This window comes from Curtobacterium sp. VKM Ac-2922 (genome assembly GCF_022815645.1).
Taxonomy (GTDB): domain Bacteria; phylum Actinomycetota; class Actinomycetes; order Actinomycetales; family Microbacteriaceae; genus Curtobacterium.
Map to the genome: position 1 here is coordinate 109853 of NZ_JALGRO010000007.1, position 23960 is coordinate 133812.

Annotated in this window: 23 protein-coding genes and 1 tRNA gene; 8 read left to right on the forward strand and 16 right to left on the reverse strand. The window is 70.8% G+C overall.

What is annotated here, in order from left to right; translation table 11 throughout:
- Window positions 1-23: 23 nt before the first annotated feature.
- Window positions 24-1742: a cell wall metabolism sensor histidine kinase WalK gene (locus MT346_RS09960; protein WP_243562909.1), complete on the forward strand. Its 1719-nt coding sequence runs from the start codon at window positions 24-26 to the stop codon at window positions 1740-1742.
- A gap of 220 nt (window positions 1743-1962) precedes the next feature.
- Here the strand turns inward: MT346_RS09960 and MT346_RS09965 are convergent, their stop codons facing one another.
- The 7 genes from MT346_RS09965 to MT346_RS09995 all read right to left on the reverse strand — a co-directional run bounded on the left by MT346_RS09965 (window position 1963) and on the right by MT346_RS09995 (window position 8215).
- Window positions 1963-2871 (reverse strand): endonuclease domain-containing protein, encoded by a 909-nt coding sequence (locus MT346_RS09965; RefSeq protein ID WP_243562910.1) that lies wholly within the window; start codon window positions 2869-2871, stop codon window positions 1963-1965.
- 460 nt (window positions 2872-3331) lie between these two features.
- Window positions 3332-4954 carry a chaperonin GroEL gene (gene groL / locus MT346_RS09970; RefSeq protein WP_123656295.1) on the reverse strand — a complete coding sequence of 541 codons (1623 nt, stop codon included), beginning with the start codon at window positions 4952-4954 and terminating at the stop codon, window positions 3332-3334.
- Window positions 4955-5239: 285 nt separating this feature from the next.
- Window positions 5240-5443 carry a cold-shock protein gene (locus MT346_RS09975; RefSeq protein ID WP_056120541.1) on the reverse strand — a complete coding sequence of 68 codons (204 nt, stop codon included), beginning with the start codon at window positions 5441-5443 and terminating at the stop codon, window positions 5240-5242.
- 258 nt (window positions 5444-5701) lie between these two features.
- Window positions 5702-6274 carry a LytR C-terminal domain-containing protein gene (locus MT346_RS09980; protein WP_243562911.1) on the reverse strand — a complete coding sequence of 191 codons (573 nt, stop codon included), beginning with the start codon at window positions 6272-6274 and terminating at the stop codon, window positions 5702-5704.
- Complete coding sequence (locus MT346_RS09985; protein ID WP_243562912.1) at window positions 6271-6564, reverse strand: DUF3263 domain-containing protein; 294 nt, start codon at window positions 6562-6564, stop codon at window positions 6271-6273. Before MT346_RS09985 ends, MT346_RS09980 begins: the two co-directional genes overlap by 4 nt.
- Window positions 6565-6671: 107 nt before the next feature.
- Window positions 6672-7742, reverse strand: a complete 1071-nt coding sequence (locus tag MT346_RS09990; protein WP_243562913.1) for a DUF2332 family protein — start codon at window positions 7740-7742, stop codon at window positions 6672-6674.
- Window positions 7739-8215 carry a GNAT family N-acetyltransferase gene (locus MT346_RS09995; RefSeq protein WP_243562914.1) on the reverse strand — a complete coding sequence of 159 codons (477 nt, stop codon included), beginning with the start codon at window positions 8213-8215 and terminating at the stop codon, window positions 7739-7741. The genes MT346_RS09990 and MT346_RS09995 overlap by 4 nt, the downstream gene beginning before the upstream one ends.
- A gap of 56 nt (window positions 8216-8271) precedes the next feature.
- On the opposite strand from MT346_RS09995, the gene msrB reads away from it, so the two are divergent.
- Entirely contained in the window at window positions 8272-8682 is a 411-nt protein-coding gene (msrB, locus tag MT346_RS10000) for a peptide-methionine (R)-S-oxide reductase MsrB (RefSeq protein WP_243562915.1), read from the forward strand.
- Window positions 8683-8724: 42 nt separating this feature from the next.
- Window positions 8725-8800, forward strand: a tRNA-Thr gene (locus tag MT346_RS10005).
- 217 nt (window positions 8801-9017) lie between these two features.
- On the opposite strand, the gene MT346_RS10010 is transcribed toward MT346_RS10005, so the two are convergent.
- Both MT346_RS10010 and MT346_RS10015 read right to left on the reverse strand, forming a co-directional pair.
- Window positions 9018-10049: an aldo/keto reductase gene (locus MT346_RS10010; RefSeq protein WP_243562916.1), complete on the reverse strand. Its 1032-nt coding sequence runs from the start codon at window positions 10047-10049 to the stop codon at window positions 9018-9020.
- A 54-nt stretch (window positions 10050-10103) separates the two neighbouring features.
- Window positions 10104-10889, reverse strand: coding sequence for an alpha/beta fold hydrolase (locus MT346_RS10015; RefSeq protein WP_243562917.1), 786 nt, complete (start codon window positions 10887-10889; stop codon window positions 10104-10106).
- A 33-nt stretch (window positions 10890-10922) separates the two neighbouring features.
- Here MT346_RS10015 and MT346_RS10020 point away from each other — a divergent pair, with 33 nt between their 5' ends.
- Both MT346_RS10020 and MT346_RS10025 read left to right on the forward strand, forming a co-directional pair.
- Window positions 10923-11624 carry an NAD(P)H-hydrate epimerase gene (locus tag MT346_RS10020; protein ID WP_243562918.1) on the forward strand — a complete coding sequence of 234 codons (702 nt, stop codon included), beginning with the start codon at window positions 10923-10925 and terminating at the stop codon, window positions 11622-11624.
- Complete coding sequence (locus tag MT346_RS10025; protein ID WP_243562919.1) at window positions 11621-12514, forward strand: neutral zinc metallopeptidase; 894 nt, start codon at window positions 11621-11623, stop codon at window positions 12512-12514. The genes MT346_RS10020 and MT346_RS10025 overlap by 4 nt, the downstream gene beginning before the upstream one ends.
- Before the next feature lie 372 nt (window positions 12515-12886).
- Here the strand turns inward: MT346_RS10025 and MT346_RS10030 are convergent, their stop codons facing one another.
- The gene (locus MT346_RS10030; protein ID WP_243562920.1) at window positions 12887-13834 is read right to left on the reverse strand and encodes a thioredoxin domain-containing protein; all 948 of its coding nucleotides are present in this window, start codon (window positions 13832-13834) and stop codon (window positions 12887-12889) included.
- A gap of 279 nt (window positions 13835-14113) precedes the next feature.
- On the opposite strand from MT346_RS10030, the gene MT346_RS10035 reads away from it, so the two are divergent.
- Both MT346_RS10035 and MT346_RS10040 read left to right on the forward strand, forming a co-directional pair.
- Window positions 14114-15214, forward strand: a complete 1101-nt coding sequence (locus MT346_RS10035; protein ID WP_243562921.1) for an ABC transporter ATP-binding protein — start codon at window positions 14114-14116, stop codon at window positions 15212-15214.
- Window positions 15215-15353: 139 nt separating this feature from the next.
- A complete protein-coding gene (locus MT346_RS10040) occupies window positions 15354-16664 on the forward strand; it encodes a DUF4032 domain-containing protein (RefSeq protein WP_243562922.1) in 1311 nt (436 codons plus the stop codon).
- A gap of 278 nt (window positions 16665-16942) precedes the next feature.
- Here the strand turns inward: MT346_RS10040 and rlmB are convergent, their stop codons facing one another.
- The 4 genes from rlmB to MT346_RS10060 form a co-directional block, all read right to left on the reverse strand.
- A complete protein-coding gene (rlmB, locus tag MT346_RS10045; protein WP_243562923.1) occupies window positions 16943-17953 on the reverse strand; it encodes a 23S rRNA (guanosine(2251)-2'-O)-methyltransferase RlmB in 1011 nt (336 codons plus the stop codon).
- A 64-nt stretch (window positions 17954-18017) separates the two neighbouring features.
- Window positions 18018-19427 (reverse strand): cysteine--tRNA ligase, encoded by a 1410-nt coding sequence (cysS, locus tag MT346_RS10050; protein ID WP_243562924.1) that lies wholly within the window; start codon window positions 19425-19427, stop codon window positions 18018-18020.
- Window positions 19428-19459: 32 nt separating this feature from the next.
- Window positions 19460-20686 carry a 2-C-methyl-D-erythritol 4-phosphate cytidylyltransferase gene (gene ispD, locus MT346_RS10055; protein WP_243562925.1) on the reverse strand — a complete coding sequence of 409 codons (1227 nt, stop codon included), beginning with the start codon at window positions 20684-20686 and terminating at the stop codon, window positions 19460-19462.
- Between the two features lie 12 nt (window positions 20687-20698).
- A complete protein-coding gene (locus MT346_RS10060; protein WP_017888066.1) occupies window positions 20699-21181 on the reverse strand; it encodes a CarD family transcriptional regulator in 483 nt (160 codons plus the stop codon).
- A 165-nt stretch (window positions 21182-21346) separates the two neighbouring features.
- Between MT346_RS10060 and MT346_RS10065 the strand changes: the two genes are divergently transcribed.
- Entirely contained in the window at window positions 21347-21931 is a 585-nt protein-coding gene (locus MT346_RS10065) for a hypothetical protein (protein WP_243562926.1), read from the forward strand.
- A 124-nt stretch (window positions 21932-22055) separates the two neighbouring features.
- On the opposite strand, the gene MT346_RS10070 is transcribed toward MT346_RS10065, so the two are convergent.
- The gene (locus MT346_RS10070) at window positions 22056-22736 is read right to left on the reverse strand and encodes a response regulator transcription factor (RefSeq protein ID WP_243562927.1); all 681 of its coding nucleotides are present in this window, start codon (window positions 22734-22736) and stop codon (window positions 22056-22058) included.
- The gene (locus MT346_RS10075; RefSeq protein ID WP_243562928.1) at window positions 22733-23899 is read right to left on the reverse strand and encodes a cell wall metabolism sensor histidine kinase WalK; all 1167 of its coding nucleotides are present in this window, start codon (window positions 23897-23899) and stop codon (window positions 22733-22735) included. The genes MT346_RS10070 and MT346_RS10075 overlap by 4 nt, the downstream gene beginning before the upstream one ends.
- Window positions 23900-23960: the final 61 nt, after the last annotated feature.

Genomic DNA, 23960 nt, shown 5'->3' on the forward strand with positions numbered 1-23960 from the left:
GCGCCGTCTACCGTTGAGGCACGATGCACTCGAGAATGAACCGCTGGTGGGACGGCATCTCCCTGCGCACCAAGATCACCGGCATCACGGTGCTCCTGGTGGCGCTCGGGCTGCTCGTCGCGGGGCTCGGCACCATGACGGTGCTCTCCACCTACCTGGTCCAGCGCCTGAACGACCAGGTGACGACGACGACGTCGCAGCTCGAGGGGCAGAACGTCTCCGACGGCGAGCAGTACTGCAAGCTCTCCGTCGTGGTCCAGGAGAGCTCGTACGTGGCCGCCTACGACAGCGACGGCAAGCAGATCTGCGACACGCAGTCCACCACCCGGCCGGACATCTCGGCGCTCGACTTCGCCACGGCCACCAAGATGACCACGCCGTTCACGCTGTACGACAAGCAGCACAACCACGAGTGGCGCGCACAGGTCATCCCGGCCAACCTGCAGAACCTGTCGACCGGCGCCACCGAGACCGGCTACGTGCTCGTCGCGGTCTCCAGCGCCGACACCGACCAGACGATCGCCCGGTTCACCTTCATCTTCCTGGGCTTCGGCGCCTCGGTGATCCTGCTCGGGGCGATGCTCACCCGGCTGCTCGTGACGGCGACGTTCGACCCGCTGCGCGACGTCGAGGACACGGCCGCCCGGTTCGCCGCCGGTGACTTCAACCAGCGCCTCGACGCCGACACCCCCAACACCGAGGTCGGCCGCCTGAACCGGTCCCTCAACGCCATGCTCGAGCGGATCGACAGCGCGTTCGAGGACCGCGAGCGCACCATCGCCCAGATGCGTCGCTTCGTGGGTGACGCCTCGCACGAGCTCCGCACGCCACTGGTGTCACTCCGCGGGTACGCCGAGCTGTACCGGATGGGGGCGCTCCGCAAGGACGAGGACGTCGCCCAGGCGATGGAGCGCATCGAGAAGGAAGCCCAGCGCATGGGCCTGCTCGTGCAGGACCTGCTGCAGCTCGCCCGCATCGACGAGTCGAAGCCGCTCGAACTCGGGCCCGTCGACCTCGTGGTCATCGCACGCGACTCCGCGCTCGACACCATGGCGTCGAACCCCGACCGCGAGATCCAGGTCCTGGTCGAGGACTCGGTCACCGGCGAGAACGTCCCGCAGGCCGTCCGGGCACCCTCGGCGTTCGGACCCGGTGCCGTCTCGCCGACCTCGCCCGACTCCGCGCCGATGTCCCCCTCCGCCAACACCACGGGCCCGATCGCGTTCTCGCGCCAGACGCTCGCCCGCCTGCGCACGCGCCGCAACCGCGCGATGGAGCTCGAGGGTGCCATCGACCCCGAGACCACCCCGCTGCCCACCGTCGTGCTGCCGAAGCGCCCGCCGATCGTCCTGGCCGAAGAGAACAAGATCCGCCAGGTCGTGACGAACCTGATGGGCAACGCGATGCGGTTCACCGCGCACGACGACCCCATCGAGATCGGCATCGGGGTCGACGACGACCGCGACATGGCGCACATCGACGTCATCGACCACGGCGAGGGCATCCCGCCGCAGCTGCGCGAGAAGATCTTCCAGCGCTTCTGGCGTGCCGACACCTCGCGCGCCCGCGACACCGGCGGATCGGGCCTGGGGCTCGCCATCGTGTCGGGCATCGTCGCGGCACACGGCGGCTCCGTCGAGGTCATCGACACCCCGGGCGGCGGGGCCACCTTCCGCATCTGGCTGCCCCTGCTCCCCCGCGACTGGGCCCCGACCCCCGCTCCCGAGTCCCCCACGCCCTGACGCCCGCCCGACCCGCGCCGCGCCCCTCGCCTGACGCGCACGTGTCCCTGCCCCTCGCCACCACCGGTCACAACACCCCGCTCGTGTTCGCCGAGTGGTCGAAGAACGTCGCTCGCGCGGTGCCCGATCGACGTTCTTCGACCGGTCGGTGCTCGGCGAGCGGGATGTCGTGACCACTCAGGATCACGCGCGGAGCCGGTTCGGAGCCCTTCGGCCCTGATCACGCTGCGAGTCGACGGGTGCTGCCCAGTCGCTGCTCGAAGGCCTGACGCAGACGCTCGAAGACGGCCGCGGGGCGATGTGCGTCCGACGCGGTGGCGTGCACGGCGATCCAGTCGTTGACGACGAATCCGTTGTCGCGGCGCTGATCGTGCTGGAACACGTCTCGCTCACGATGGTGGTCGCCGTCGTACTCGAACGCGATCTTGAGCTCGGGCCACGCCATGTCGACCCGTCCGAGCAGTCGGCCGTCCGGATCGCGGACGTCGACGTTGAGCTCGGGTTCGGGGAACCCCGCGTCGACCAACGCCAGCCGGAACCACGACTCCATCGCGGACTCGGAGCCCACCCGGACCAGATCGGCCGCCGTCCGCGCAACCACCGAGGACCGGGAGCCCGGGACGATCGCCGCGCCGAGGGCATCGATCGTCGTCGCGAACTCGCTCCGCCCCACGAAGTGGTCCCCGACGGCGACGAGCGCGCGGACCCCGAGCAGTGACGCGCACTGCGCCCAGGCCGTTGCGGGCGTGGCCAGCGACAGCCCGGAATGCTCGACCGCCTGGGCGGCCGAGAGGCGATGGGCGCGGACGTTGGGCCGACGCATCCGAGCGCGATCCGCGGTCGTGGACACGTGCACCGTCGGGTCGTCCTGCACGGCGCGGGGAAGCGGTGCACCCCACAGTCGGGCCGCGGTGGTGTGACTGAAGAACTGGTCCGGACGCATGACGACCGCCAGCGCCTCGATGAACGACGCGAATCCCTCGTTGCCCATGACGACACGAACGCCGTGCACCGGAGCGGACAGGTCAGAACGCCGGAGCCGTTCGGCGTTCACTCCGAGGGCAGCGGCGTCGGAGACCCGGAAGGCTCCGCGTCCGAGGTCTCCGGGCAGGGGTCGCAGGCGGGGCATCCTCGATCATGACGTCGACCGCCGTGGTCGCAACCGCTCGTCGGACGGAACTGTGGAGAACCAGGCGTGCCGAGCCTCCTGTGCAGGACCTCGAAGCGGTGTTCTGGCCGCGTCCGAGCCCACCCGCCGATCTCACCGGTCAGGAATCACCGGCGGTCTGACGCCGACTGGTCGCAGGTCGTCGCTCCAGGCCCGGCGGACCGACAGTTCGTGACCGCTCAGCGGACGTGAGCGGGGTGTTGTGACCGGTCGTTGCGGGAGCTCCGCCACCGGCGCGCGGGAGCCCCGGCGCACGGGAGCGCGGGAGCCCCGGAGCGCGGCAGCACCCGCCTCCGGCACCGCCCCGGCGCGCGAGAGCCCCGGCGCGCGGCAGCACCGCCCCGGCATCGCCACCGCCCCCGGCACACGGAAGGGCCCCCGCACGCGCTGCGTGCGGGGGCCCTTCCGTGTCAGGACTGGATCAGAAGTCCATGCCACCCGTCGGGTCGCCGGCCGGAGCGGCCGCGGCGCGCTCGGGCTTGTCGGCGACGACGACCTCGGTCGTCAGGAACAGACCGGCGATCGACGCAGCGTTCTGCAGCGCCGAGCGCGTGACCTTGGCGGGGTCGATGATGCCCGCGGCGATCAGGTCGACGTACTCGCCGGTCGCGGCGTTGAGGCCCCAGCCCGCTTCGAGCTCGCGGACCTTGGCGGCCACGACACCCGGCTCGAGACCGGCGTTGAGCGCGATCTGCTTGAGCGGCGCGTCGATGGCCACGCGGACGATGTTCGCACCGGTCGCCTCGTCACCCTCGAGGGTGAGCGAGTCGAGCGCGACCTTGCCGGCCTGGATCAGGGCGACGCCACCGCCGGCGACGATGCCCTCTTCCACAGCGGCCTTGGCGTTGCGCACGGCGTCCTCGATGCGGTGCTTGCGCTCCTTGAGCTCGACCTCGGTCGCGGCACCCGCCTTGATGACGGCCACGCCACCGGCGAGCTTCGCGAGGCGCTCCTGGAGCTTCTCGCGGTCGTAGTCGGAGTCGGTCGCCTCGATCTCGGAGCGGATCTGACGGACGCGGCCCGCGATCTGCTCGGTGTCGCCGGCACCTTCGACGATCGTGGTCTCGTCCTTGGTGATGACGACCTTGCGCGCCTTGCCGAGCAGGTCGAGCGTGGCGTTCTCGAGCTTGAGGCCGACCTCTTCGGAGATGACCTGGCCACCGGTCAGGATCGCGATGTCCTGCAGCATGGCCTTGCGACGGTCACCGAAGCCCGGGGCCTTGACGGCGACGGACTTGAAGATGCCGCGGATCTTGTTCACGACGAGCGTGGCCAGGGCCTCGCCGTCGACGTCCTCGGCGATGATGAGGAGCTGCTTGCCGGCCTGGATCACCTTGTCGACGACCGGCAGCAGGTCCTTGATGTTCGAGATCTTCGAGTTGACGATCAGGATGTAGGCGTCTTCGAAGACGGCTTCCTGACGCTCGGGGTCGGTGACGAAGTACTGCGACAGGTAGCCCTTGTCGAAGCGCATGCCCTCGGTGAGCTCGAGTTCGGTGCCGAAGGTGTTCGACTCCTCGACGGTGACGACGCCTTCCTTGCCGACCTTGTCGATCGCCTCGGCGATGAGCGCACCGATGGTCGGGTCCGCGGCCGAGATCGACGCGGTGGCGGCGATCTGGTCCTTGGTCTCGATCTCCTTGGCGTTCGCGAGCAGCTGGTCCGAGACGGCCGCGACGGCCTTCTCGATGCCGCGCTTCAGCGAGACGGGGTCGGCGCCGGCTGCGACGTTGCGCAGGCCTTCGCGGACCAGGGCCTGGGCGAGCACGGTCGCGGTGGTCGTTCCGTCACCGGCGACGTCGTCGGTCTTCTTGGCGACCTCCTTGACGAGCTCGGCACCGATCTTCTCGTACGGGTCGTCGAGCTCGATCTCCTTGGCGATGGAGACACCGTCGTTCGTGATCGTGGGGGCGCCCCACTTCTTCTCGAGGACGACGTTTCGGCCGCGCGGGCCGAGCGTCACCTTCACGGCGTCGGCCAGCTGGTTCAGGCCGCGCTCGAGGCCACGACGGGCCTCTTCGTCGAAAGCAATGATCTTTGCCATGTGAGTTTCTCGTCCCTCCAGGACAACGTGGGGGTCTTCCGGCACTCAGCGTGACCGAGCGCCTGCGCACGCGGCGTCAGCCGGTGCACCTGGCACTCAGTACGACCGAGTGCCAAGCCCGATTCTGGCACTCGACCCCTGAGAGTGCAACACGCACCGACCAGCGGGTCCCGGCACGACGAACGCGCGCACCCGGCCGACACGACCAGCACGCACGCACGCACACCCGGCACGACGAACGCGCCGCCCCGGTGGGGACGGCGCGTTCCTCGTGTGGTTCGGCGACTACGCCGGACGGACCGACTCGGCCTGCGGGCCCTTCGACCCCGTGCCGACGTCGAACGTCACTGCCTGGCCCTCCTCGAGGACCTTGTAGCCGTTCATGTCGATGGCCGAGTAGTGGACGAACACGTCCTGGCCCCCTCCATCGACGGTGATGAAGCCGAAGCCCTTCTCAGCGTTGAACCACTTGACGGTTCCGTTGGCCATGATCTGTTGCTCCCTGCGGTACTGCTTGTCGCGAACGACGGGGCCGTCGGGTGACGCCGTCGGGTCCAGGGTGGTGCGCATCGTGCGTACCGAGGTCCGACGACATTGCGATCACTCCGGTGACCACTTGTGACTCTAATCAGGAACAGCCCGCGGGCAAGCGGTGTGACGGACATTTCCGGTACCCGCCGCCGGAACTCAACGTGCCGGAAACACGATCGTCACAAATGCGGTCCCGAATGCGCCGACTGCCACGGATCAACCGGTGTAGTCAGCCCCCAGCACGACACTGACGTCGGCGTTCGGGAATGCAGCGGACTGTTCCACAGCGGTCGTTCCGAGGGACTTCGCGATCCCTTCGGCGAGGGCCTTCTGTGACTCCTGCTGGTAGTACACGATGGTGGACGCCGTGCCGGTCGTGCCCGCGTTGCCGCTCGACGTGACCTTCCACCCCGCCGTGGTCAGCGTGCTCGTGCCCTTCGCCGCGAGTCCCGCGGTCGAGGTGCCGTTCAGGACGACGAGCGTCGTGCTGCCCTGGTCGGCCGGCGTGGCCGCTGCCGGGGTCGACGGCGACGACGAGTCCGAGGGGGACGCCGATGCCGACGCGGACGAGGACGCCGACGGCGAGGACGACGCGTCCGACCCGGAGAACGAGTAGCTGCCGTTCAGCAGCGCCAGCACGAGCACGCCGATGCCGACCAGCACCCCGGTGGCCAGGGCGGCCCAGGCGAACGCGATCCATCCGCGACCACGACGGTGCATGCCACGGTGCGCCCCGACGCGCGGACCGTCGGTCACGTCGTCGAAACGGTCATGGGGGAATCTCGTCATCGTTCCTCTTCGGTTCCGTTGGCACCCGGCAGGGCGAAGCTGCGCGCCGCACGCGCCGCGGTGCGCGACCGGCGCAGCCGCTGCAGGCGTCCGACGAGCTGCGGGTCGTGGGCGAGCGCGGCCGGCGAGTCGATCACGCGGTTGAGCACCTGGTAGTAGCGCGCCGGCGACATGTCGAACTCGACCCGGATCTCCGCCTCTTTCGTCCGGTCGTGCCGTGCCCGTTCGTGCTCGAACGCGAGCACGTGCTTGGCGAGCTCGCTGAGCTCGTCCGCGGGGATGGCGGTCACGACGGGTCCGATCGCGTTCGGGGAACAGGTCTCGCACATCGTAGGGGCGCGGTCGATGCCGACCCTGGCATGGCCCTGGACTGTCGCGGAATCGGCCCTGGGGGTTCTCAGACCGGACGGACCCACCGCACGCGTGTGCCGAACGCGTCGGACACCGCGACCGCGACGCCGTCGAGCGAGAGCGTCGCGAAGGCGTCCGGGTCGGCAGGGTCGACGTCGTCGGGCAGTGTGGCCGCCACGTCGCGCAGGATGCCGGTGCGCTCGAGCGCGACCCACCGCACGCCGCGCTCGCGGATCCGGTCGACGAACCGTTGCCGTTCGGCTCCCGGCACGTAGACCAGGGTGCCGGTGGTCAGGACGAGGGGCTCGCAGCCATCGGGCAGCGCGTCGATCGCGGCGTCGAGGTCGTCCGGCACACGGCCGGTGATGCGGACGGGAGGCACGGCGAGCGTCGCCGACATCGCCGATCGCATCAGGGCGATGCGGTCCAGGGCCTCGGGCGGCACCGCCTGCACCAGCCGGTCGAGGGCGTCCGGCGCGGCCGGGTCGATGGGGTGGGGGTCGAGGGCGACCCGCGCGGCGATGCGGATCGGCGCCGTGGCCGGCGCCGGCAGCGCTCCCCAGGCGTCGGCGACCAGGTGGATCGACGGGTCCGCGGGCGCGGTGTGCATCCGGACGGTGCGGTGTCGCACCCCCTGCCGGACGTCGCGCCCCCGCGCACCGGGGTGCGATGTCGCGAGAGGGGTGCGATCGGGGTCGGTGCCGTCTGCGACGCGGTAGTCCAGGGTCACGCGGTCCGGGATCGAGCACAGGCCCGCGGACGCGCCGACGTCCACCAGGCCGATCGGTCGGTCGACGGACCTGGCGACCATCGCGACGACCGGCACGACGGGACCGAGCCGCCGCGGGTCGTTGGCCTGCACCGTGGCGGTGGCGAGGGCCGTGACCAGCGCGGGCCGGGCCTCCTGTCCGAGGGCGCGGAGCGCTGCCGGGTCCGACGGGTCGGCGCCGAGCGACCGTGCGACCGCGAACAGCAGCTCCGGCTGCCGCTGGGTCGGCGGGAGCTGCTCGAGCATCGCGACCAGGTCGTCGTCGAGCGACCGCGCCCACGCGGCGTAGGCCGGCGACACGGCGGCGATGCGATCGGCGTAGGCCGCGTACCGCTCGCGGGTGCTCATCCGTCTGCCGGGCGGTACATCCCGACGTGGGTGATGCCGGCCTCGACGTAGGGGTCGCCGAAGCGGACGAACCCGTGCCGCTCGTACAGCGCGGCGACGTACTGCTGCGCGTGCAGGACGACCGGCTCGTGACCGTGCTCCTGCAGCACCGCCGCGACCAGTCCACCGGCGATCCCGGTGCCGCGGTGCTCGGGGTGCGTGGCGACCCGGCCGATCACCCACGCCGGGGGTGCACTGTCGGCAGGGCGCGTCTCGGCCGGGGCGGGCCGGATCAGGCGCAGGTACCCGACGGCGACGTCGTCGGTCCCGAACCACCAGTGCTCGGTGTCCGGCTCGCGGTCACGTCCGTCGAAGTCCTCGTCGGTGACCCGTTGTTCGAGCGCGAAGACGCGGTTGCGCAGCCGGACGATGCCGTACAGTTCGTCCGTCGTCAGACGGGTCCATCGAGCGCCGTGCACGGAATGTCTGGACATCGCGGCGAGTTTACTGAAGGTGGCCGACGACCCCGGCCGGAAGCAAGGAGGAACCCATGGCACACAACGTCGAGAAGACCGACGCCGAGTGGCGCGAAGAGCTCTCCCCGGAGCAGTACGCCGTCCTCCGTCAGGCCGGTACCGAGCGGCCGTGGACCGGCGAACTGCTGGACGAGGAACGTGCCGGCATCTACACGTGTGCGGCGTGCAACGCCGAGCTGTTCAAGAGCGGCACGAAGTTCGACTCCGGCTGCGGCTGGCCGTCGTTCTACGAGTCGGTGGACCCCCAGGCCGTCACGCTCATCGAGGACAAGTCGATGGGCATGGTCCGGACCGAGGTCCGGTGCGCGAACTGCGGTTCACACCTGGGCCACGTGTTCCCCGACGGGTTCGGCACCCCCACCGGTGACCGGTACTGCATGAACTCGCTGTCGCTGAACTTCACCGAGAAGACCCCGGCCGAATAGCACGCAGATCCTGAACCGCGCATCGCTAAGATGGGCGGGTCAGCCAGCATGGCGCAATTGGTAGCGCACCGTACTTGTAATACGGGGGTTGCGGGTTCAAGTCCCGCTGCTGGCCCCAACACCCGGACGGTGAGCATCCCGGGCGGTGAGCACCCCGGACGGCGAGAGCCCCGAGCGACGTGGTCGCTCGGGGCTCTCGGCGCAGGTGGAACACGGATCAGGAGTGTTCCTGGCGCTCAGCACGGTAACCAGCCGGCCGTACCGGGATACTGACATCCCGGGGAGGGGCTCGTCCAGGGTTCCTGCCCGACCTCGCGGGTTCCCGCAAGGAATCGTCAGCGACCGCCCTGGATCTTGCGCTCTCGTTGCGCGACACCGGCGGTGCCGTAGGGGTAGTCGTCGATCCGCGGTGCGCTGGCGTCGGTGAGGCGCTGCAGCTCGTCGTCGGTCAACACGAGGTCGGCCGCGCCGAGGTTGTCCTCGAGCTGGGAGATCGTCCGTGCACCGAGGATGACACTCGTGACCGCCGGACGCGCGAGCAGCCAGGCGAGTGCGACCTGCGACTTCGAGGCACCGTGCGCGTCGGCCACTGCGGACACGGCGTCGAGCACCTGCCACGTGCGCTCGTCGCCGTTGCGGGCCTCCCACGCCTCCATGCCGCGCTCGGGGTTCTCCCCCAGACGAGTCGACCCGGTCGGGGCCTCGTCGCGCTGGTACTTGCCCGACAGCCAGCCGCCCGCCAGGGGCGACCAGGGCAGCATCCCCATGCCGGCGTCCAGGCAGGCGGGGACGATCTCGTGCTCGATGTCGCGCACGAGCAGGTTGTACTGCGGCTGCAGGGTCACGGGCGGCGCCCACCCGTGGGCCTTCGCCTCGTAGACGGCCTTGGTGATCTGGTACCCGAGGTAGTTCGAGAAACCGTACGAGCCGATCTTGCCCGCGGTGACGGCGTCGTCGAGGAAGCGCAGGGTCTCCTCGATCGGGGTCAGCGCGTCCCACGCGTGCATCTGGTACAGGTCGATGTGGTCGACGCCGAGCCGTTCGAGCGAGGCGTCGAGGGCCACGCGCAGGTGCCGCCGGGACAGGCCCAGGTCGTTCGGGCCGTCCCCCTGGGGGAACCGCCCCTTGGTCGCGATGACGACCTGCTGGGCTTCGGTGGGGTGGGCTGCGAGCCACCGTCCGATGATGCGCTCCGACTCGTTGCCGGAGTACACGTCCGCCGTGTCGACGAGCGTGCCGCCGGCTGCGACGAAGGTGTCGAGCATCTGGTGCGAGGTGGCTTCGTCGGCTTCGCTGCCGAAGGTCATGGTGCCGAGGGTGAGGGAGGACACCGCTGTCCCGCTGTTCCCGAGGAGTCTGTGTTCCATGCGCCGGACGCTACGCCGCACGGGCTGCGCGGCGAGAGGCCCTGCGAGTACCGGTCAGCCCGCTTGTCCGAGGAACGCGATCGCCGCCTGGCGGAACGCCCGCGACGTCGGGGCATTGAAGTGGTTCCGTCCCGGGATCTCGAAGAACTCGGCGTTCGGCGCGGCCTCGGCCAGCCGGACGGCACTGTCGCGGATGCCGTCCTCGCTGCCCGCCGCCATCAGGATCGGCTGCGCGGGGGCGTTCGCCGGCGTCGGCTCGATGCTGTTCCGCATCCCTTCGACCATCGCCACGAGGGCCCGGAGGTCGTTGCCCTCGACGTTGCCCGCCATCGTCAGGTACCCGTTCGTCACGCGGTCCTCGATCGGGGTGCCGTCGGTCAGGTACGCCCGTGCCTGGTCGACCCGCACGCGGCGCATCGGGTCGGCGTCGGGGATCCCGCCGAACACCGCGCGGGTGATCCGGTCCGGGATCCGCTCGGCGGTGTGCCACCCGACGCGCGCACCGAGCGAGTACCCGAGGAACGCGACGTCGTCGAGCAGGTACGTGTCGATGACCGTGGTCACGTCGGCCACCAGCAGGTCCATCGAGTAGGCGTCGGGCTCGTGCGGCTTGGCGGACGCACCGTGTCCGCGCTGGTCGAGCGCGACGACCCGGTAGCCGGCGCGGACCAGGTCGCGTGTCCAGCCGGAGGCGTGCCAGTTCAGGATCGCCGCCGAGGCGAACCCGTGCACGGCCACCACGGCGGGCGCGTCGGGGTCGCCGAAGTCGTACGTGGCGATGCGCCGACCGTCGGGCGACATGACGGCGCGGGGCAGGGGCGCGGCGGGGACGAGTGACATGACCTCCCAGGCTAGCGGGGCACTGTGGCGGCCATGGACGGCTACGGCGGTGATCAGGTCCGGGCGGCGGAGCGGCCGCACCTGGACGCGGGGGAACCCCTCATGCAGCGGGCGGCGGCCGGACTGGCGACGATCGTCGGCCGGCTGCTCGACGACCCCGCCGAACGGCCGGGCGACGGACCGGGATCGGTCCTGCTGCTGGTGGGCAGCGGCGACAACGGCGGTGACGCCCTGTTCGCGGGTGCGCACCTGGCAGCCGACGGGAGGCACGTGGCAGTGCTGCGCGTCGGCTCACGGGTCCACGAGGCGGGCCTGGCAGCGGCGCTGGGAGCCGGTGCGGTCCTCCTGGACGGTCCGCCGGAGCAGGTCGTGACCGACGCGGCGCTCGGCGCCGACCTGGTGCTCGACGCGGTCCTCGGCATCGGCGTGCACGGCGCGTCCGCGCTCCGTTCCCCCGCACGCGAGGTCGTGCAGGCGATCCGTGAGCTCGCCCGCGACCAGCGGGCGCCGTTCGTCGTCGCCGTGGACGTGCCGAGCGGCATCGACGTCGACACCGGCGCCGTGGCGGACGACCACGTGCTGCAGGCGGACGTCACCGTCACCTTCGGCGGGGTGAAGGCGGGACTGCTGCGGGGCCCCGGCGCCACGCTCGCCGGGCGGATCGAACTGGTCGACGTCGGCATCGCGGACGACCTGGCGACGGTGGAGCCGCTCGTCCGTACCCTCGGACCATGACGTTCAACGACGACTCGCAGCTCGGCGGCGGCAAGGTCAAGCGGCGCGGGCGGACCGCGGGCATCGCCGGGGGCGGGGTCGGCGTGGTCGCGATCGTGGTGTTCCTGATCGCCCAGTTCACCGGCGTCGACCTGAGCGGTGTCGTCGGTGACGGCAATGGCCTCACACCGATCCAGCAGGACGGCGGGCAGGCATCCCCGGTGGCCGAGTGCCGCACGGGCCGGGACGCCAACGCCAGCATCGACTGCCGGATGGAGGGCGCTGCCGAGTCGCTCGACGCGTACTGGACGTCCGAGAGCCGGCAGCTCGGCGTCCCGTACTCCACGCCCGACTTCTTCCTGTTCGACGGTTCGACGGACACCGCGTGCGGGACGGCCTCGGCGTCGACGGGGCCGTTCTACTGCCCGCCGGACCGCGCGATCTACCTGGACACCGCCTTCTACGACGACCTGCAGACGACGTACGGGTCGTCGGGGGGACCGCTGGCCCAGATGTACGTCGTGGCGCACGAGTGGGGGCACCACGTGCAGCAGCTGCAGGGCACGTTCGCCGACACCGACCGCAGTGGCACCGGGGCGTCGTCGGGCAGCGTCCGCGTCGAGCTGCAGGCCGACTGCTACGCGGGCGCCTGGGCCGGGGACGCCGCGACGACGCAGTCCGCCAACGGCACGACGTTCTTCGAGCCGTTCACCCGGGCGCAGATCGCCGATGCGCTGTCCGCGGCGAGCGCGGTCGGGGACGACAGCATCCAGCGGCGTTCGAGCGGCCAGGTCGACCCGGACTCGTTCACGCACGGCACGAGCGAGCAGCGGCAGCGCTGGTTCACCCGCGGCTACGAGCAGGGTGCCGGCACGTGCGACACGCTGAGCGTGCCCGCGTCCGCGCTCTGACCGACCGCACACGCGCTGCCGCGCACCCCGGGCGGTCACGACACCCCGCTCACGTCCGCCGAGTGGTCACGAAACGTCGGCCGGGCCGGCGCGCAGCGACGACCGGCGACCGGTCGGCGGCACACCGACAGGGTGTTGCGACCGGTGGCGCGGGCCGACGCGACTGCCTGGAGGCCCGGAGCACGCCCGCCGGACCGCCACCGGGCCTCCAGACGGGCGGCTCCAGGACCCCCGACGCGCACCCGGGACGCACCCCGGGCGGTCACGACACCCCGCTCACGTCCGCCGAGTGGTCACGAAACGTCGGCCGGGCCAGCGCGCAGCTACGACCGGCGACCGGTCGGCGGCACGCCGACGGGGTGTTGCGACCGGTCAGGAAGCGCTGGGAGACGCCGAGGCGCTGGGGGTCGGCGTGGGGGTGCGAGTCGGGGTCGGGGTCGGGGTCGGCGTCTCGTCGCCCGCACCCGCGGCCGTGATGACGAACGTCCGGAACTCCTCGTTCGTGAACGGCTGCGAGTACTCGTACCGCTGCCCGTTGACCAGCACGAGCGGCACCCCGGGGAACTCGTTCAGCGTCGTGCCGGGGACGTCCCCGCCCGTGACGGCGCTCGTCCGCTCGTCCACCCACTTGCCGTAGCGCTGGTCCGTGATGCACGAGTCGATGGTGCCGGTGTCGCGGATCCCGTCGACACGGTGGACGATGCGCTGCAGCTGGGCGTCCGTCAGCCCCGCGGTGCCCTGCTCGGGCTGCGCTGCGAACAGTGCCCGGTTGACGGCCCAGAACGAGTCCGGCGACGACTCGGCCACGCACGCGGCGGCGTTGGCCGCACGGAGTGAGTACTTCGTGCCCTGCGAGCGGTTCGACAGCGTGGCCACGGGGTGGATGTCGACCGTCGCCGCTCCGGAGTCGACGAGTCCCTCGAGGTAGGTGCGGTTGGTCTTCTCGAAGGCGGCGCACTCGGGGCAGTTGTAGTCGACGTACATCGTGATGCGCACCGGCTCGGCGGAGTCCGTCGCACTCGCCGAGGGACTCGAGGACGCGGACGCGCCGGAGACGGCCTTCAGGTCCTGCCCGATCGTGATGCCACCGCGGGACATCGATGACGGGCCGGGCCCGGCGGGCTTCGTCGAGTCGATGAGCACGAGCGTGACGACCGTCGCGGCGGCGATGAGCACGACCCCCAGGCCGACCTGCAGGCCGATCCGGACGCCCCGCTGTCGGCGCTTCTGCTGGGTCCGGGCACGCTGGGCGCGCTCGCGGGCTGCTGCTCGGCGCTGGTTCCGCTCGGCGCGGGCATCACCCTCGGGGCGGTTCGTCATTCGTGGGTCGTCCTCCTGATCGGGGTCCGACCGCGTTCACCCCCGAGCGCGGCGGACAGACCCGGTCGATCGTAGTGGGGGGCTCTGGGAAGCGCCCAATCGGTGCTGGGAGTGCGCCGACCACCCCGCAAGAAGGGGACAGGACACTGGCGCTGCCCGGGGAAACCGTGTTGTATGAGCACCGTTGGTCGACGACGACCAACCGGGTTCCCCTCGGGGACACCGCTTCACTCGGATCGTCCGGCACGTACCTGCCGGTGGAGAAAGGACCGAACGCTCATGGCGTCCGTCACCTATGACAAGGCAACCCGTCTGTACCCCGGAGGCAACCGCCCCGCGGTGGACTCCCTCGACCTGGACGTCGCCGACGGCGAGTTCCTGGTCCTCGTCGGCCCGTCGGGCTGTGGCAAGTCGACCTCGCTCCGTATGCTCGCGGGGCTCGAGGAAGTGAACTCGGGCGCGATCCGCATCGGCGACCGCGACGTCACCGACGTCCCGCCGAAGGACCGCGACATCGCGATGGTGTTCCAGAACTACGCGCTGTACCCGCACATGACCGTCGCCGAGAACATGGGCTTCGCGCTCAAGATCGCCGGCATCGGCAAGGAAGAGCGCGCCACCCGCGTGCAGGAAGCCGCCAAGCTCCTCGACCTCGAGCAGTACCTCGGCCGCAAGCCGAAGGCCCTCTCGGGTGGTCAGCGTCAGCGCGTCGCGATGGGCCGTGCGATCGTCCGTCAGCCGCAGGTGTTCCTCATGGACGAGCCGCTGTCGAACCTCGACGCCAAGCTCCGCGTCCAGACCCGTACGCAGATCGCGTCGCTGCAGCGTCGTCTCGGCGTCACCACGGTGTACGTCACGCACGACCAGACCGAGGCCCTGACGATGGGTGACCGCATCGCGGTGCTCAAGGACGGCATCCTGCAGCAGGTCGGCACCCCGCGTGACCTGTACGAGAAGCCGAACAACGTGTTCGTCGCTGGCTTCATCGGCTCGCCCGCCATGAACCTGCTGCCCGCCTCGGTCCTCGAGGGCGGCATCAGCTTCGGCACGCTCAACCACCCGGTCGACCGTGACACCCTCAGCAACGCCCGCTCCAAGCAGGTCACCGTCGGTGTCCGCCCCGAGGACATCATCGTGTCGCAGGGTGGCGAGGGTCTCCCCGTCACGGTCGACGTCGTCGAAGAGCTCGGCGCCGACGGCTACCTCTACGGTCACGCCGACGTCAACGGCACCCGCACCGACATCGTCACCCGCGTCGACGGCCGCAGCCACCCGTCGATCGGCGACACGATCGTCGTGAGCCCGAAGCAGGGCCACGTGCACATGTTCGACGCCGAGTCGGGCGAGCGTCTCGACGACAAGGCCGTCGTCAGCGCCTGACACCCAGCACCACCCGGGAGCCCGCGCCCGCCTCACAAGGGCGGGTGGCGGGCTCCCGTCGTTCCACCCACCGGACGGGAGGTCCGTGGCGACGCCGCCACGAGCCTCCCGTCTTGCACACCGCACCACAGGAGCAACCGTGCCCGACTCCCTCGCCATCACCGCCGCCACCGTCGACCCCGGGCTGCTCGACCTGCCGTGGGACCTGCCACTCGACGCCTGGCCGGACGAGACGATCGTCGCCCTGCCGAAGGGCATCTCGCGGCACCTGGTGCGGTTCGTGCACCTGAGCGGGTACGTCGCCGCGGTGAAGGAGACCGGCGAAGAGGTGGCGCGTTCCGAGTACGACATGCTCCGCACCCTGCAGCGCATGGACGTGCCCTGCGTCGACCCGGTCGCGGTCATCACGAACCGCGCATCGGCTGACGGCGAGCCCCTGCACCCGGTGCTCGTCACCCGTCACCTGCGCTTCTCGTTGCCGTACCGCGCGCTGTACTCGCAGACCCTGCGGCCGGACACCGCCACGCGTCTGGTCGATGCCCTGGCGCTGCTGCTCGTCCGCCTGCACGTCATCGGCTTCTACTGGGGCGACGTGTCGCTCTCGAACACGCTGTTCCGTCGCGACGCCGGCTCGTTCGCCGCGTACCTGGTCGACGCCGAGACCGGCAAGCTCTACCCGGGCGGCCTGTCGAACGGGCAGCGCGAGAACGACCTCGAGGTCGCGCGCGTGAACATCGCGGGCGAGCTGCTGGACCTCGAGGCAGGCGGGCGCCTGGACGAGAACGCCGACCCGGTCGACGTCTCGAACCGGATCGTCGCGCAGTACCGGACGCTCTGGACGGAGCTGACGGGCACCGAGCAGTTCGACGTCCGCGAACGCTGGCGCATCAACGACCGTGTCGAGCGGCTCAACGCGCTCGGCTTCGACATCGAAGAGCTGTCGATCCACACGACCGAGGGCGGCTCGCAGGTCCGCATCCAGCCGAAGGTCGTCGACGCCGGGCACCACCAGCGCCGACTGCTGCGGCTGACCGGACTCGACGCCGGCGAGAACCAGGCACGACGGCTGCTCAACGACCTCGACGCCTACCGCGCGCGCAACGGTCGCGACCAGCTCGACGAGGAGATGGTCGCCCACGAGTGGGTCTCGAAGGTGTTCGAGCCGGTGATCCGCTCGATCCCGCGTGACCTGCGCGGCCGGCTCGAACCCGCCGAGGTCTTCCACGAGCTGCTGGAGCACCGGTGGTTCATGTCGCAGGAAGAGGAGCGGTCCGTCTCGCTGCCCGAGGCCACGACCGCCTACATCAACGACGTGCTGCGCCACCGCCGCGACGAACGGCTGCTGATCAACCCGCCCACGTCGTCGTTGACCCTGCCGATACCGCTGGTCGACAACGACGCCGACGTCGACGAGGCCGAGGACGTCGAGGACTGGCGCGCGAACGTCTGACGGGCGGTCGCAACGTCCGCGACTGCCGCGCCGTCTGCGTCCCGTCATGTCCTGCGCTGACCGGTCGCAACACCCCGCTCATGTCCGCCGACCGGTCGCGAGTTGTCGGTCGGAGGCGCGGCGAACGACGATCTGCGACCGCTCGGGGGAACGCACGCGGGGGTTCGCGACCAGTCGCAACCCACGCAGCCACCCCGGATCCCGGATGCGACCTGGTGACGCACTGGAGGCCCGGTGCCGGTCCGACGGACCGGCACCGGGCCTCCTGGCGGTTACGACTACTCCGCGCGACGGCGGCGCGCGACCTCCCACAGGGTCACGCTGGCGGCGATGCCCGCGTTGAGCGACTCGGTCGCCGACGAGATCGGGATCGACACGATGGCGTCGCAGGTCTCGGTGACCAGACGGGACAGGCCCTTGCCCTCGGAGCCGACGACGATCACGATCGGCCGGTCGGCGAGCTGGAGCGCGTCGAGCTGGACGTCACCGTCACCGTCGAGCCCGAGCACGAACAGCCCCATCGACTTGAGCGACTTCAGGGTCTGCGTCAGGTTCGGCGCCATCGCGACGGGGGTGCGCGCGGCGGCTCCGGCCGAGGTCTTCCACGCCGAGGCGGTGACCCCGACCGACCGACGCTGCGGCACGATGACGCCGTGGCCGCCGAACGCCGCCGTCGAGCGGATGATCGCACCGAGGTTGCGCGGGTCGGTGATGCCGTCGAGCGCGACCAGGAGCGGCACCTGGTCGCGGGCGAACGCGCGCTCGACGATGTCCTCGGAGACCGCGTACTCGTACGCGGGCACCTTGAGCGCGACGCCCTGGTGCACGCTGTCGTGCCCCGTGATGCGGTCGAGCTCGGGGCGCATCATCTCGATGATCGGCACGCCGCGGTGGTTCGCCAGCGCCAGGATCTCCTTGACGCGGTCGTCGACCTCGATGCGCGCGGCGATGTACAGCGTGGTCGACGGGGTCTTGGTGCGCAGGGCCTCGAGCACCGAGTTGCGGCCGGTGACCAGCTCGGAGTCGTCGCTCTTGCGCTGCGGCGGACGGCCCGTGCGGTTGCCCGTCGAGCTCGAGGCGCCGTGGCGCGTGCGTGCCGCGTCGAAGCGCTCCTTCGCCGCCTTGCGCTTGCCGGCGGGGTGGTACGGACGGTCCTCGGCCTTGGGGGTCGGCTTGCGGCCTTCGAGCGCCTGGGCACCCTGACCACCGGAGCCGACCTGCTTGTTGCCCTTGCGCCCGGACCGGACGGCACCGGGACGGCCCTTCTTGTTCCCCGAGATGTTCTTCATGGTCTGCTCCTTCGGCGCCGCCTGCGCGACTTCGGTGCCGCGAGTCCGCGGCGGTGCGTCGCGACTACGCGATGCTCCAACGTGTTCCGGCCGAGGTGTCCTCGATCGTGATGCCCGCTGCGGCGAGGTCGTCGCGCACACGGTCGGCCGTGGCGAAGTCCCGGTTCGCCCTGGCGTCGGACCGCTCCTGCACGAGGCGGTCGACCAGTGCGGCCAGCGGTGCCGCGGCGGCGTCGTGACCGGCACCTGACCAGTGAGACGCCCGCGGGTCGATGCCGAGCACCTCCACCATCGCAGCCACCTGATGGTACGCGACCCCGAGCGCTTCCGCATCGCCGGAGTCCATCGCGGCGTTGCCGGCGCGCACCGTGTCGTGCAGGACGGCCAGCGCCTGGGGGACCGACAGGTCGTCGTCCATCGCGGCGGCGAACGCGTCGGGGACCCCGGGAGCGTCCGTCAGCACGACCCCTTCGAGTGCGGCGGCACCGCGCTCCAGGAACCCGGCGATGCGGTCGAGCGCTGCCTCGGCCTCGGCCAGGGACCCGTCGTGGTGGTCGATCGTCGAGCGGTAGTGCGCCGCACCCAGGAAGTACCGGACGACGATCGGACGAGCACTGCCGAGCATGTCGGCCGCGAAGATGGAGTTGCCGAGCGACTTCGACATCTTCTGGCCGTCGACGTGCACCAGGCCGTTGTGCAGCCAGTACGACGCGAACCCGTCGCCGGCCGCGGTCGACTGCGCGAGCTCGTTCTCGTGGTGCGGGAAGCGCAGGTCGAGTCCGCCGCCGTGGATGTCGAACGCGGCACCGAGGTAGCGCTTCGACATTGCCGAGCACTCGATGTGCCACCCCGGGCGACCGGCGCCCCACGGGGAGTCCCACGAGGCGGTGGTCGGTTCGCCCGCCTTGGTGCCCTTCCACAGCGCGAAGTCGCGGGCGTCCCGCTTGCCGCGCGGATCGGCGTCGGCGGCCTCGACCATGTCGTCGCGGCGCTGCCGGGTGAGCGCACCGTAGGCGTCCCAGCTGCCGGTGTCGAAGTAGACGTCACCCGATCCGTCGGCCGCGGGGTAGGCGTGCCCGCGGTCGACGAGCGTGGCGATGATGGCCTGCATCTCGGGGATGCTCGCCGTGGCGCGGGGCTCGTACGTGGGCGGCAGGATGCCGAGCGCGGCGTAGCCGGCACTGAACTCGAGCTCGACGCGGTACGCCCGTGCCCACCAGGGTTCGTCCGCGGCAGCGGCCAGGTCGAGCACCTTGTCGTCGATGTCCGTGACGTTCCGCACGAGCGTCACGTGGTACCCGCGGTGGGTCAGCCAGCGGCGCCAGATGTCGTAGACCAGGGCGGACCGCAGGTGTCCGACGTGCGGCGACGACTGCACCGTCGGACCGCAGACGTACATGCTGACCTGTCCGTCAACCAGCGGGACGAGGTCGACGACGTCTGCGGCACGGGAGTCGTAGAGGCGAACGGTCACGCACCAACCCTAATCGGCGCGTGGCCGCTGTTTCAGGAGGACGGGGCGACCGGCACGACCAGGGCCGTCGCGATCGCCGCGAGCCCCTCGCCGCGTCCGGTGAACCCGAGCCCGTCCGTGGTCGTTCCCGAGACCGCGACCGAGGCTCCGACGACCGCCGACAGGGCCGCTTCCATCTCGGTGCGCCGGGATCCGATGCGCGGGCGGTTGCCGATCACCTGCACGGTGACGGAGGTCGGCGCGAGGCCGGCCGCTGCCAGTGCCTGCACGGCGCCGCGCACGAAGACGTCGCCGGTCGCGCCGGCGTAGGCGGGGTCGGACGTGCCGAACCGTCCACCGATGTCGCCGAGTCCGCCGGCGGAGAGCAGGGCGTCGCAGACCGCGTGGGCCACCGCGTCCCCGTCGCTGTGTCCCGCCAGGCCGTCCTGACCCGGGAACTCGAGCAGGCCGACACGGCACACGGCGCCCGCGTCGAAGGCGTGCACGTCGATGCCGAGCCCCATCCGCACGTCCATGCGGGGAGCGGCAGGCAGGTCCGACCGGGTGCGCTCGGCGACGACCGCGGACGCGCGCCGCAGGTCCCACGCGGTCGTGATCTTGAACGCGTCGGCGTCCCCCGGGACGAACCGCACGGTGCCGCCGGCGGCCTGGAACACCCCGGCATCGTCGGTCTCCGACTGGATCGACACGGCGTACGCCCGGCGCAGCGCAGCGAGTGGGAAGCCCTGGGGCGTCTGCACCCCGACCAGCGCAGACCGGTCCACCGTGTCCACCACGACGTCGCCGGACACCTGCTTGACGGTGTCGGTGACGGGCAGCGCGGGGACGATGCCGCACGCGTGCTGGTCGACGGCGTCGAACACGGCCTGGAACTGCGCCGCGGGGGTCAGGCAGCGCGCGGCGTCGTGGACCAGCACCGTCTGCACCGACGACGGCAGCGCCGCGAGCCCGGCCTGCACCGACGCGTGGCGGTCGTCCCCGCCGGCGACCACCGCGGTGTACCCGACAGCGACGTCGGCGACGGACGCCACGAGCGCTCGACACTCGTCGACGCGGTCGGCCGGTGCCACGACGACGACGAACACCGGGTCCGGCAGCGTGAACAGCGGCGACAGTGCCCGCTCGAGCATCACCCGTCCGGCAACCGGGACGAACGCCTTCGCCGTGCCGAGCCCGAGCCGGGTGCCGGAGCCTGCCGCAACGACGACGACCCCACGGACCGGATCGGTCGGTGGGGTCGTCGTGATGGTGTCGGGCACGCCCTGGTCAGCTCAGGAGGCGAGGACCTCGTCGAGGACGGTCGATGCCTTGTCCTCGTCGGTCTTCTCGGCGAGTGCCAGCTCGGAGATCAGGATCTGCCGGGCCTTGGCCAGCATCCGCTTCTCGCCCGCGGACAGGCCGCGGTCCTGGTCACGGCGCCACAGGTCGCGGACGACCTCTGACACCTTGATGACGTCACCGGACGCGAGCTTCTCGAGGTTCGCCTTGTACCGACGGGACCAGTTCGTGGGCTCTTCGGTGAACGGTGCACGCAGGACCTCGAAGACCTTGTCGAGGCCTTCCTTGCCGATCACGTCACGCACACCGACCAGGTCGACGTTGTCCGCCGGCACCTCGATCGTCAGGTCACCCTGGGTGACCCGCAACTTCAGGTAGACCTTTTCCTCGCCCTTGATGACCCGGGTCTTGACTTCTGAGATGGTTGCCGCCCCGTGATGGGGGTAGACGACGGTTTCGCCGACTTCGAATTGCATGTGTGAAGCTCCGTTCCGCGGCACTCAGTTTACCACAGGGGCCCAGCAACCACGGGGTTCGTGACGGGAAGCCCCACCGGGTGATCGCTAGGATGGAGGCGCGTCGGACCGAACGGCCGTTCGCATCGTGATCTTCGGAGGAATCTCTTGCGAGCTCGGGTACTCGTGTCCGTCGCCGTTGCGGCAACCATCGCGCTCGGCGCGACCGGCTGTGAGTTCATGTCGCCGGCGTCCACCGGCGAGATCCGGCAGATCACCGACGGCGTGAACGTCTCGACGGGCAAGGTCGACGTCCGCAACGCGCTGCTCATCTCCGACTCGGGCAAGAACGCCCGGTTCGTCGGCACCATCGTCAACACCAGCGCCGACGACATCACGCTGACCATCGAGGTCGCCAGCGTCGCCCAGACCGTGGTCGTCCCGGCCAACTCGCACGTCGACCCGTCGTCGGGCACCGCTGCCAGCGCCGAGTCGAGCGTCCAGAGCGGCGCCGAGACGCAGGGCACCCGCGCCGCCGGCACGGACGCCGTCGTGTTCCGCGGCGCCGACGTGACGCCCGGCTCGCTCGTCAAGGTGTACTTCTCGTACGCCGGTGCCGAGGGCGTCTCCGCCAACGTGCCGGTCCTGACCAGCGCGCTCGAGGAGTACAACACCCTGGCGCCGACCTCCACGCCGACCCCGACCCGCACGGCCGAGTCCGGCGAGACCTCCGAGCCGACCGACACCCCGACGGCGACGCCGGCCGGCTGAGTCCGGACGCATCCGACGGGCGCACCGACGGCCGCGCCAGCAGCACCAGCCGCACCAGACGTACCGACAGGAGGCGCGGTGCCGGTCCCCGGGACCGGCACCGGGCCTCCCGTCAGTTGCCGTCTCAGGCTTCGATCCGGTACCCCAGACCGCGCACGGTGACCAGCACCTCGGGTGTCGAGGGAACGCGCTCGATCTTCGAGCGGATGCGCTTGATGTGCACGTCGAGGGTCTTCGTGTCTCCGAAGTAGTCCGAGCCCCACACCCGGTCGATGAGCTGCCCGCGGGTCAGCACCCGACCGGCGTTCCGGAGCAGCAGCTCGAGCAGCTCGAACTCCTTGAGCGGCATCGGCGTCTCGGACCCGTCGACCGACACCGTGTGGCGCTCGACGTCCATCCGGATGCCGCCGACCTGCAGGATGCCGCTGTCCGCCGGGTCGTCCTCGGTGCGTCGACGCAGCACCGCACGGATGCGGGCGAGCAGTTCGCGGGTCGAGTACGGCTTCGTCACGTAGTCGTCGGCGCCGAGCTCGAGCCCGACGACGATGTCCACCTCGGAGTCCTTGGCGGTCAACATGATGATCGGCGCGTTCGACCGCGTGCGGATCTGTCGACAGACCTCGGTGCCAGACAGGCCCGGCAGCATCAGGTCCAGCAGGACGAGGTCCGGGTTCTCGCTGTCGAACTTCGACAGGGCGGTCACGCCGTCCGCAGCGACGGAGGTCTCGTACCCCTCACGCTGCAGCAGGAACTCCAGGGGCTCGCTCAGGGCCGGCTCGTCGTCGACGATGAGGATCTTGGTCACGATGGCTGCTCTTCCAGTTGCTCTTCGAGTGCTGTTGTCAGTTCGGTGTCCGCCTCGGGCAGGCGGATCGTGAAGGTCGAGCCCTTGCCGGACTGCGACCACACGCGCACGTCGCCGCCGTGGTTGCCGACGACGTGCTTCACGATCGCGAGACCGAGGCCCGTGCCTCCGGTGGCCCGCGACCGTGCGGGGTCGACGCGGTAGAAGCGTTCGAACACCCGGTCGAGATCGGCCTCGGGGATGCCGACGCCCTGGTCGGTCACCGCGATCTCGACGAATCCCTTGCTGCTCCGGACGCCGACACCGACACGGGTGTGGTCCGGGGAGTACTTGACCGCGTTCGCGATGAGGTTCGACACCGCGACCTGCAGCAACGACGGGTTCCCCATCACCCGCAGCTTCGACTTCTTCGCGCGGACCAGCTCGATGCCCCGGGCACGGGCGACGACCTCGTTGGCGTCGATCGCCGCGGAGACGACCTTGTCGATGGACATGTCCTCGCTGGACTCGAGCGTGTCGACCGACTGCAGGCGGGACAGCTCGATGATGTCCTTCGTCAGGGCACCCAGCCGCTCCGACTCGGTCACCAGCTGCGCGGCGAACTTCCGCACGTGCACCGGGTCGTCCGCGGCGGCGATGAGGGTCTCGGACAGCAGGCCGATCGCACCGATCGGGGTCTTCAGCTCGTGCGAGATGTTCGCGACGAAGTCACGGCGGACCTCGTCGATGCGCCGGGACTCGGTCAGGTCGTCCGCGGTGACCAGCACGTAGCGGTTGCCGAGCTGCGCGGCGCGGAAGCTGAGGTAGCCCACGAGCTCACCGCGTCGTCCACGCGGCAGCTCCATGTCCTCGGACCCCATCTCGCCGCTGGCGCGGACGCGGTCGACCAGGGAGCGCAGCTCGTCGTGCACCAGGCGCCGGCGCACGACCAGGCCGATCGTGAGCGCCTGGGGTGACGCGGCGACCACGGTGTTCGACGGGTCGACGACCACGGCCGGGTTGTGCATCGTGGCGATGACCGCGGCAACGCCGTCCGGCAGGGTGCGCTCGGCGACGTCGGCTGCCCGTGCCGTGCGCTCGGCGGTGATGATGAGCCCGACGACGCCCGCGCCGAAGACCCCGCCGAGGAGCATCGACAGTGGCACGAGCCACGCGTTGTCCATGTGGTCAGTGTAGGAGTGGTCATGCGGGGTTCCGACACCGTTCACCCCCGTTCTCAGGCCG

What these genes read in the sequence shown, in the direction of transcription:
- MT346_RS09960 (WP_243562909.1), top strand. Translation starts at nt 24, where the DNA reads ATGCACTCGAGAATGAACCGCTGGTGGGACGGCATCTCCCTGCGCACC.
- MT346_RS09990 (WP_243562913.1), bottom strand. Translation starts at nt 7,742, where the DNA reads ATGAGCACCCGCGAGCGGTACGCGGCCTACGCCGATCGCATCGCCGCC.
- MT346_RS10060 (WP_017888066.1), bottom strand. Translation starts at nt 21,181, where the DNA reads ATGCAATTCGAAGTCGGCGAAACCGTCGTCTACCCCCATCACGGGGCG.
- MT346_RS09980 (WP_243562911.1), bottom strand. Translation starts at nt 6,274, where the DNA reads ATGACGAGATTCCCCCATGACCGTTTCGACGACGTGACCGACGGTCCG.
- MT346_RS10035 (WP_243562921.1), top strand. Translation starts at nt 14,114, where the DNA reads ATGGCGTCCGTCACCTATGACAAGGCAACCCGTCTGTACCCCGGAGGC.
- MT346_RS10025 (WP_243562919.1), top strand. Translation starts at nt 11,621, where the DNA reads ATGACGTTCAACGACGACTCGCAGCTCGGCGGCGGCAAGGTCAAGCGG.
- MT346_RS10030 (WP_243562920.1), bottom strand. Translation starts at nt 13,834, where the DNA reads ATGACGAACCGCCCCGAGGGTGATGCCCGCGCCGAGCGGAACCAGCGC.
- groL (WP_123656295.1), bottom strand. Translation starts at nt 4,954, where the DNA reads ATGGCAAAGATCATTGCTTTCGACGAAGAGGCCCGTCGTGGCCTCGAG.
- MT346_RS10075 (WP_243562928.1), bottom strand. Translation starts at nt 23,899, where the DNA reads ATGGACAACGCGTGGCTCGTGCCACTGTCGATGCTCCTCGGCGGGGTC.
- MT346_RS10020 (WP_243562918.1), top strand. Translation starts at nt 10,923, where the DNA reads ATGGACGGCTACGGCGGTGATCAGGTCCGGGCGGCGGAGCGGCCGCAC.
- msrB (WP_243562915.1), top strand. Translation starts at nt 8,272, where the DNA reads ATGGCACACAACGTCGAGAAGACCGACGCCGAGTGGCGCGAAGAGCTC.
- MT346_RS10015 (WP_243562917.1), bottom strand. Translation starts at nt 10,889, where the DNA reads ATGTCACTCGTCCCCGCCGCGCCCCTGCCCCGCGCCGTCATGTCGCCC.
- MT346_RS09995 (WP_243562914.1), bottom strand. Translation starts at nt 8,215, where the DNA reads ATGTCCAGACATTCCGTGCACGGCGCTCGATGGACCCGTCTGACGACG.
- MT346_RS09975 (WP_056120541.1), bottom strand. Translation starts at nt 5,443, where the DNA reads ATGGCCAACGGAACCGTCAAGTGGTTCAACGCTGAGAAGGGCTTCGGC.
- rlmB (WP_243562923.1), bottom strand. Translation starts at nt 17,953, where the DNA reads ATGAAGAACATCTCGGGGAACAAGAAGGGCCGTCCCGGTGCCGTCCGG.
- MT346_RS10010 (WP_243562916.1), bottom strand. Translation starts at nt 10,049, where the DNA reads ATGGAACACAGACTCCTCGGGAACAGCGGGACAGCGGTGTCCTCCCTC.
- MT346_RS09965 (WP_243562910.1), bottom strand. Translation starts at nt 2,871, where the DNA reads ATGCCCCGCCTGCGACCCCTGCCCGGAGACCTCGGACGCGGAGCCTTC.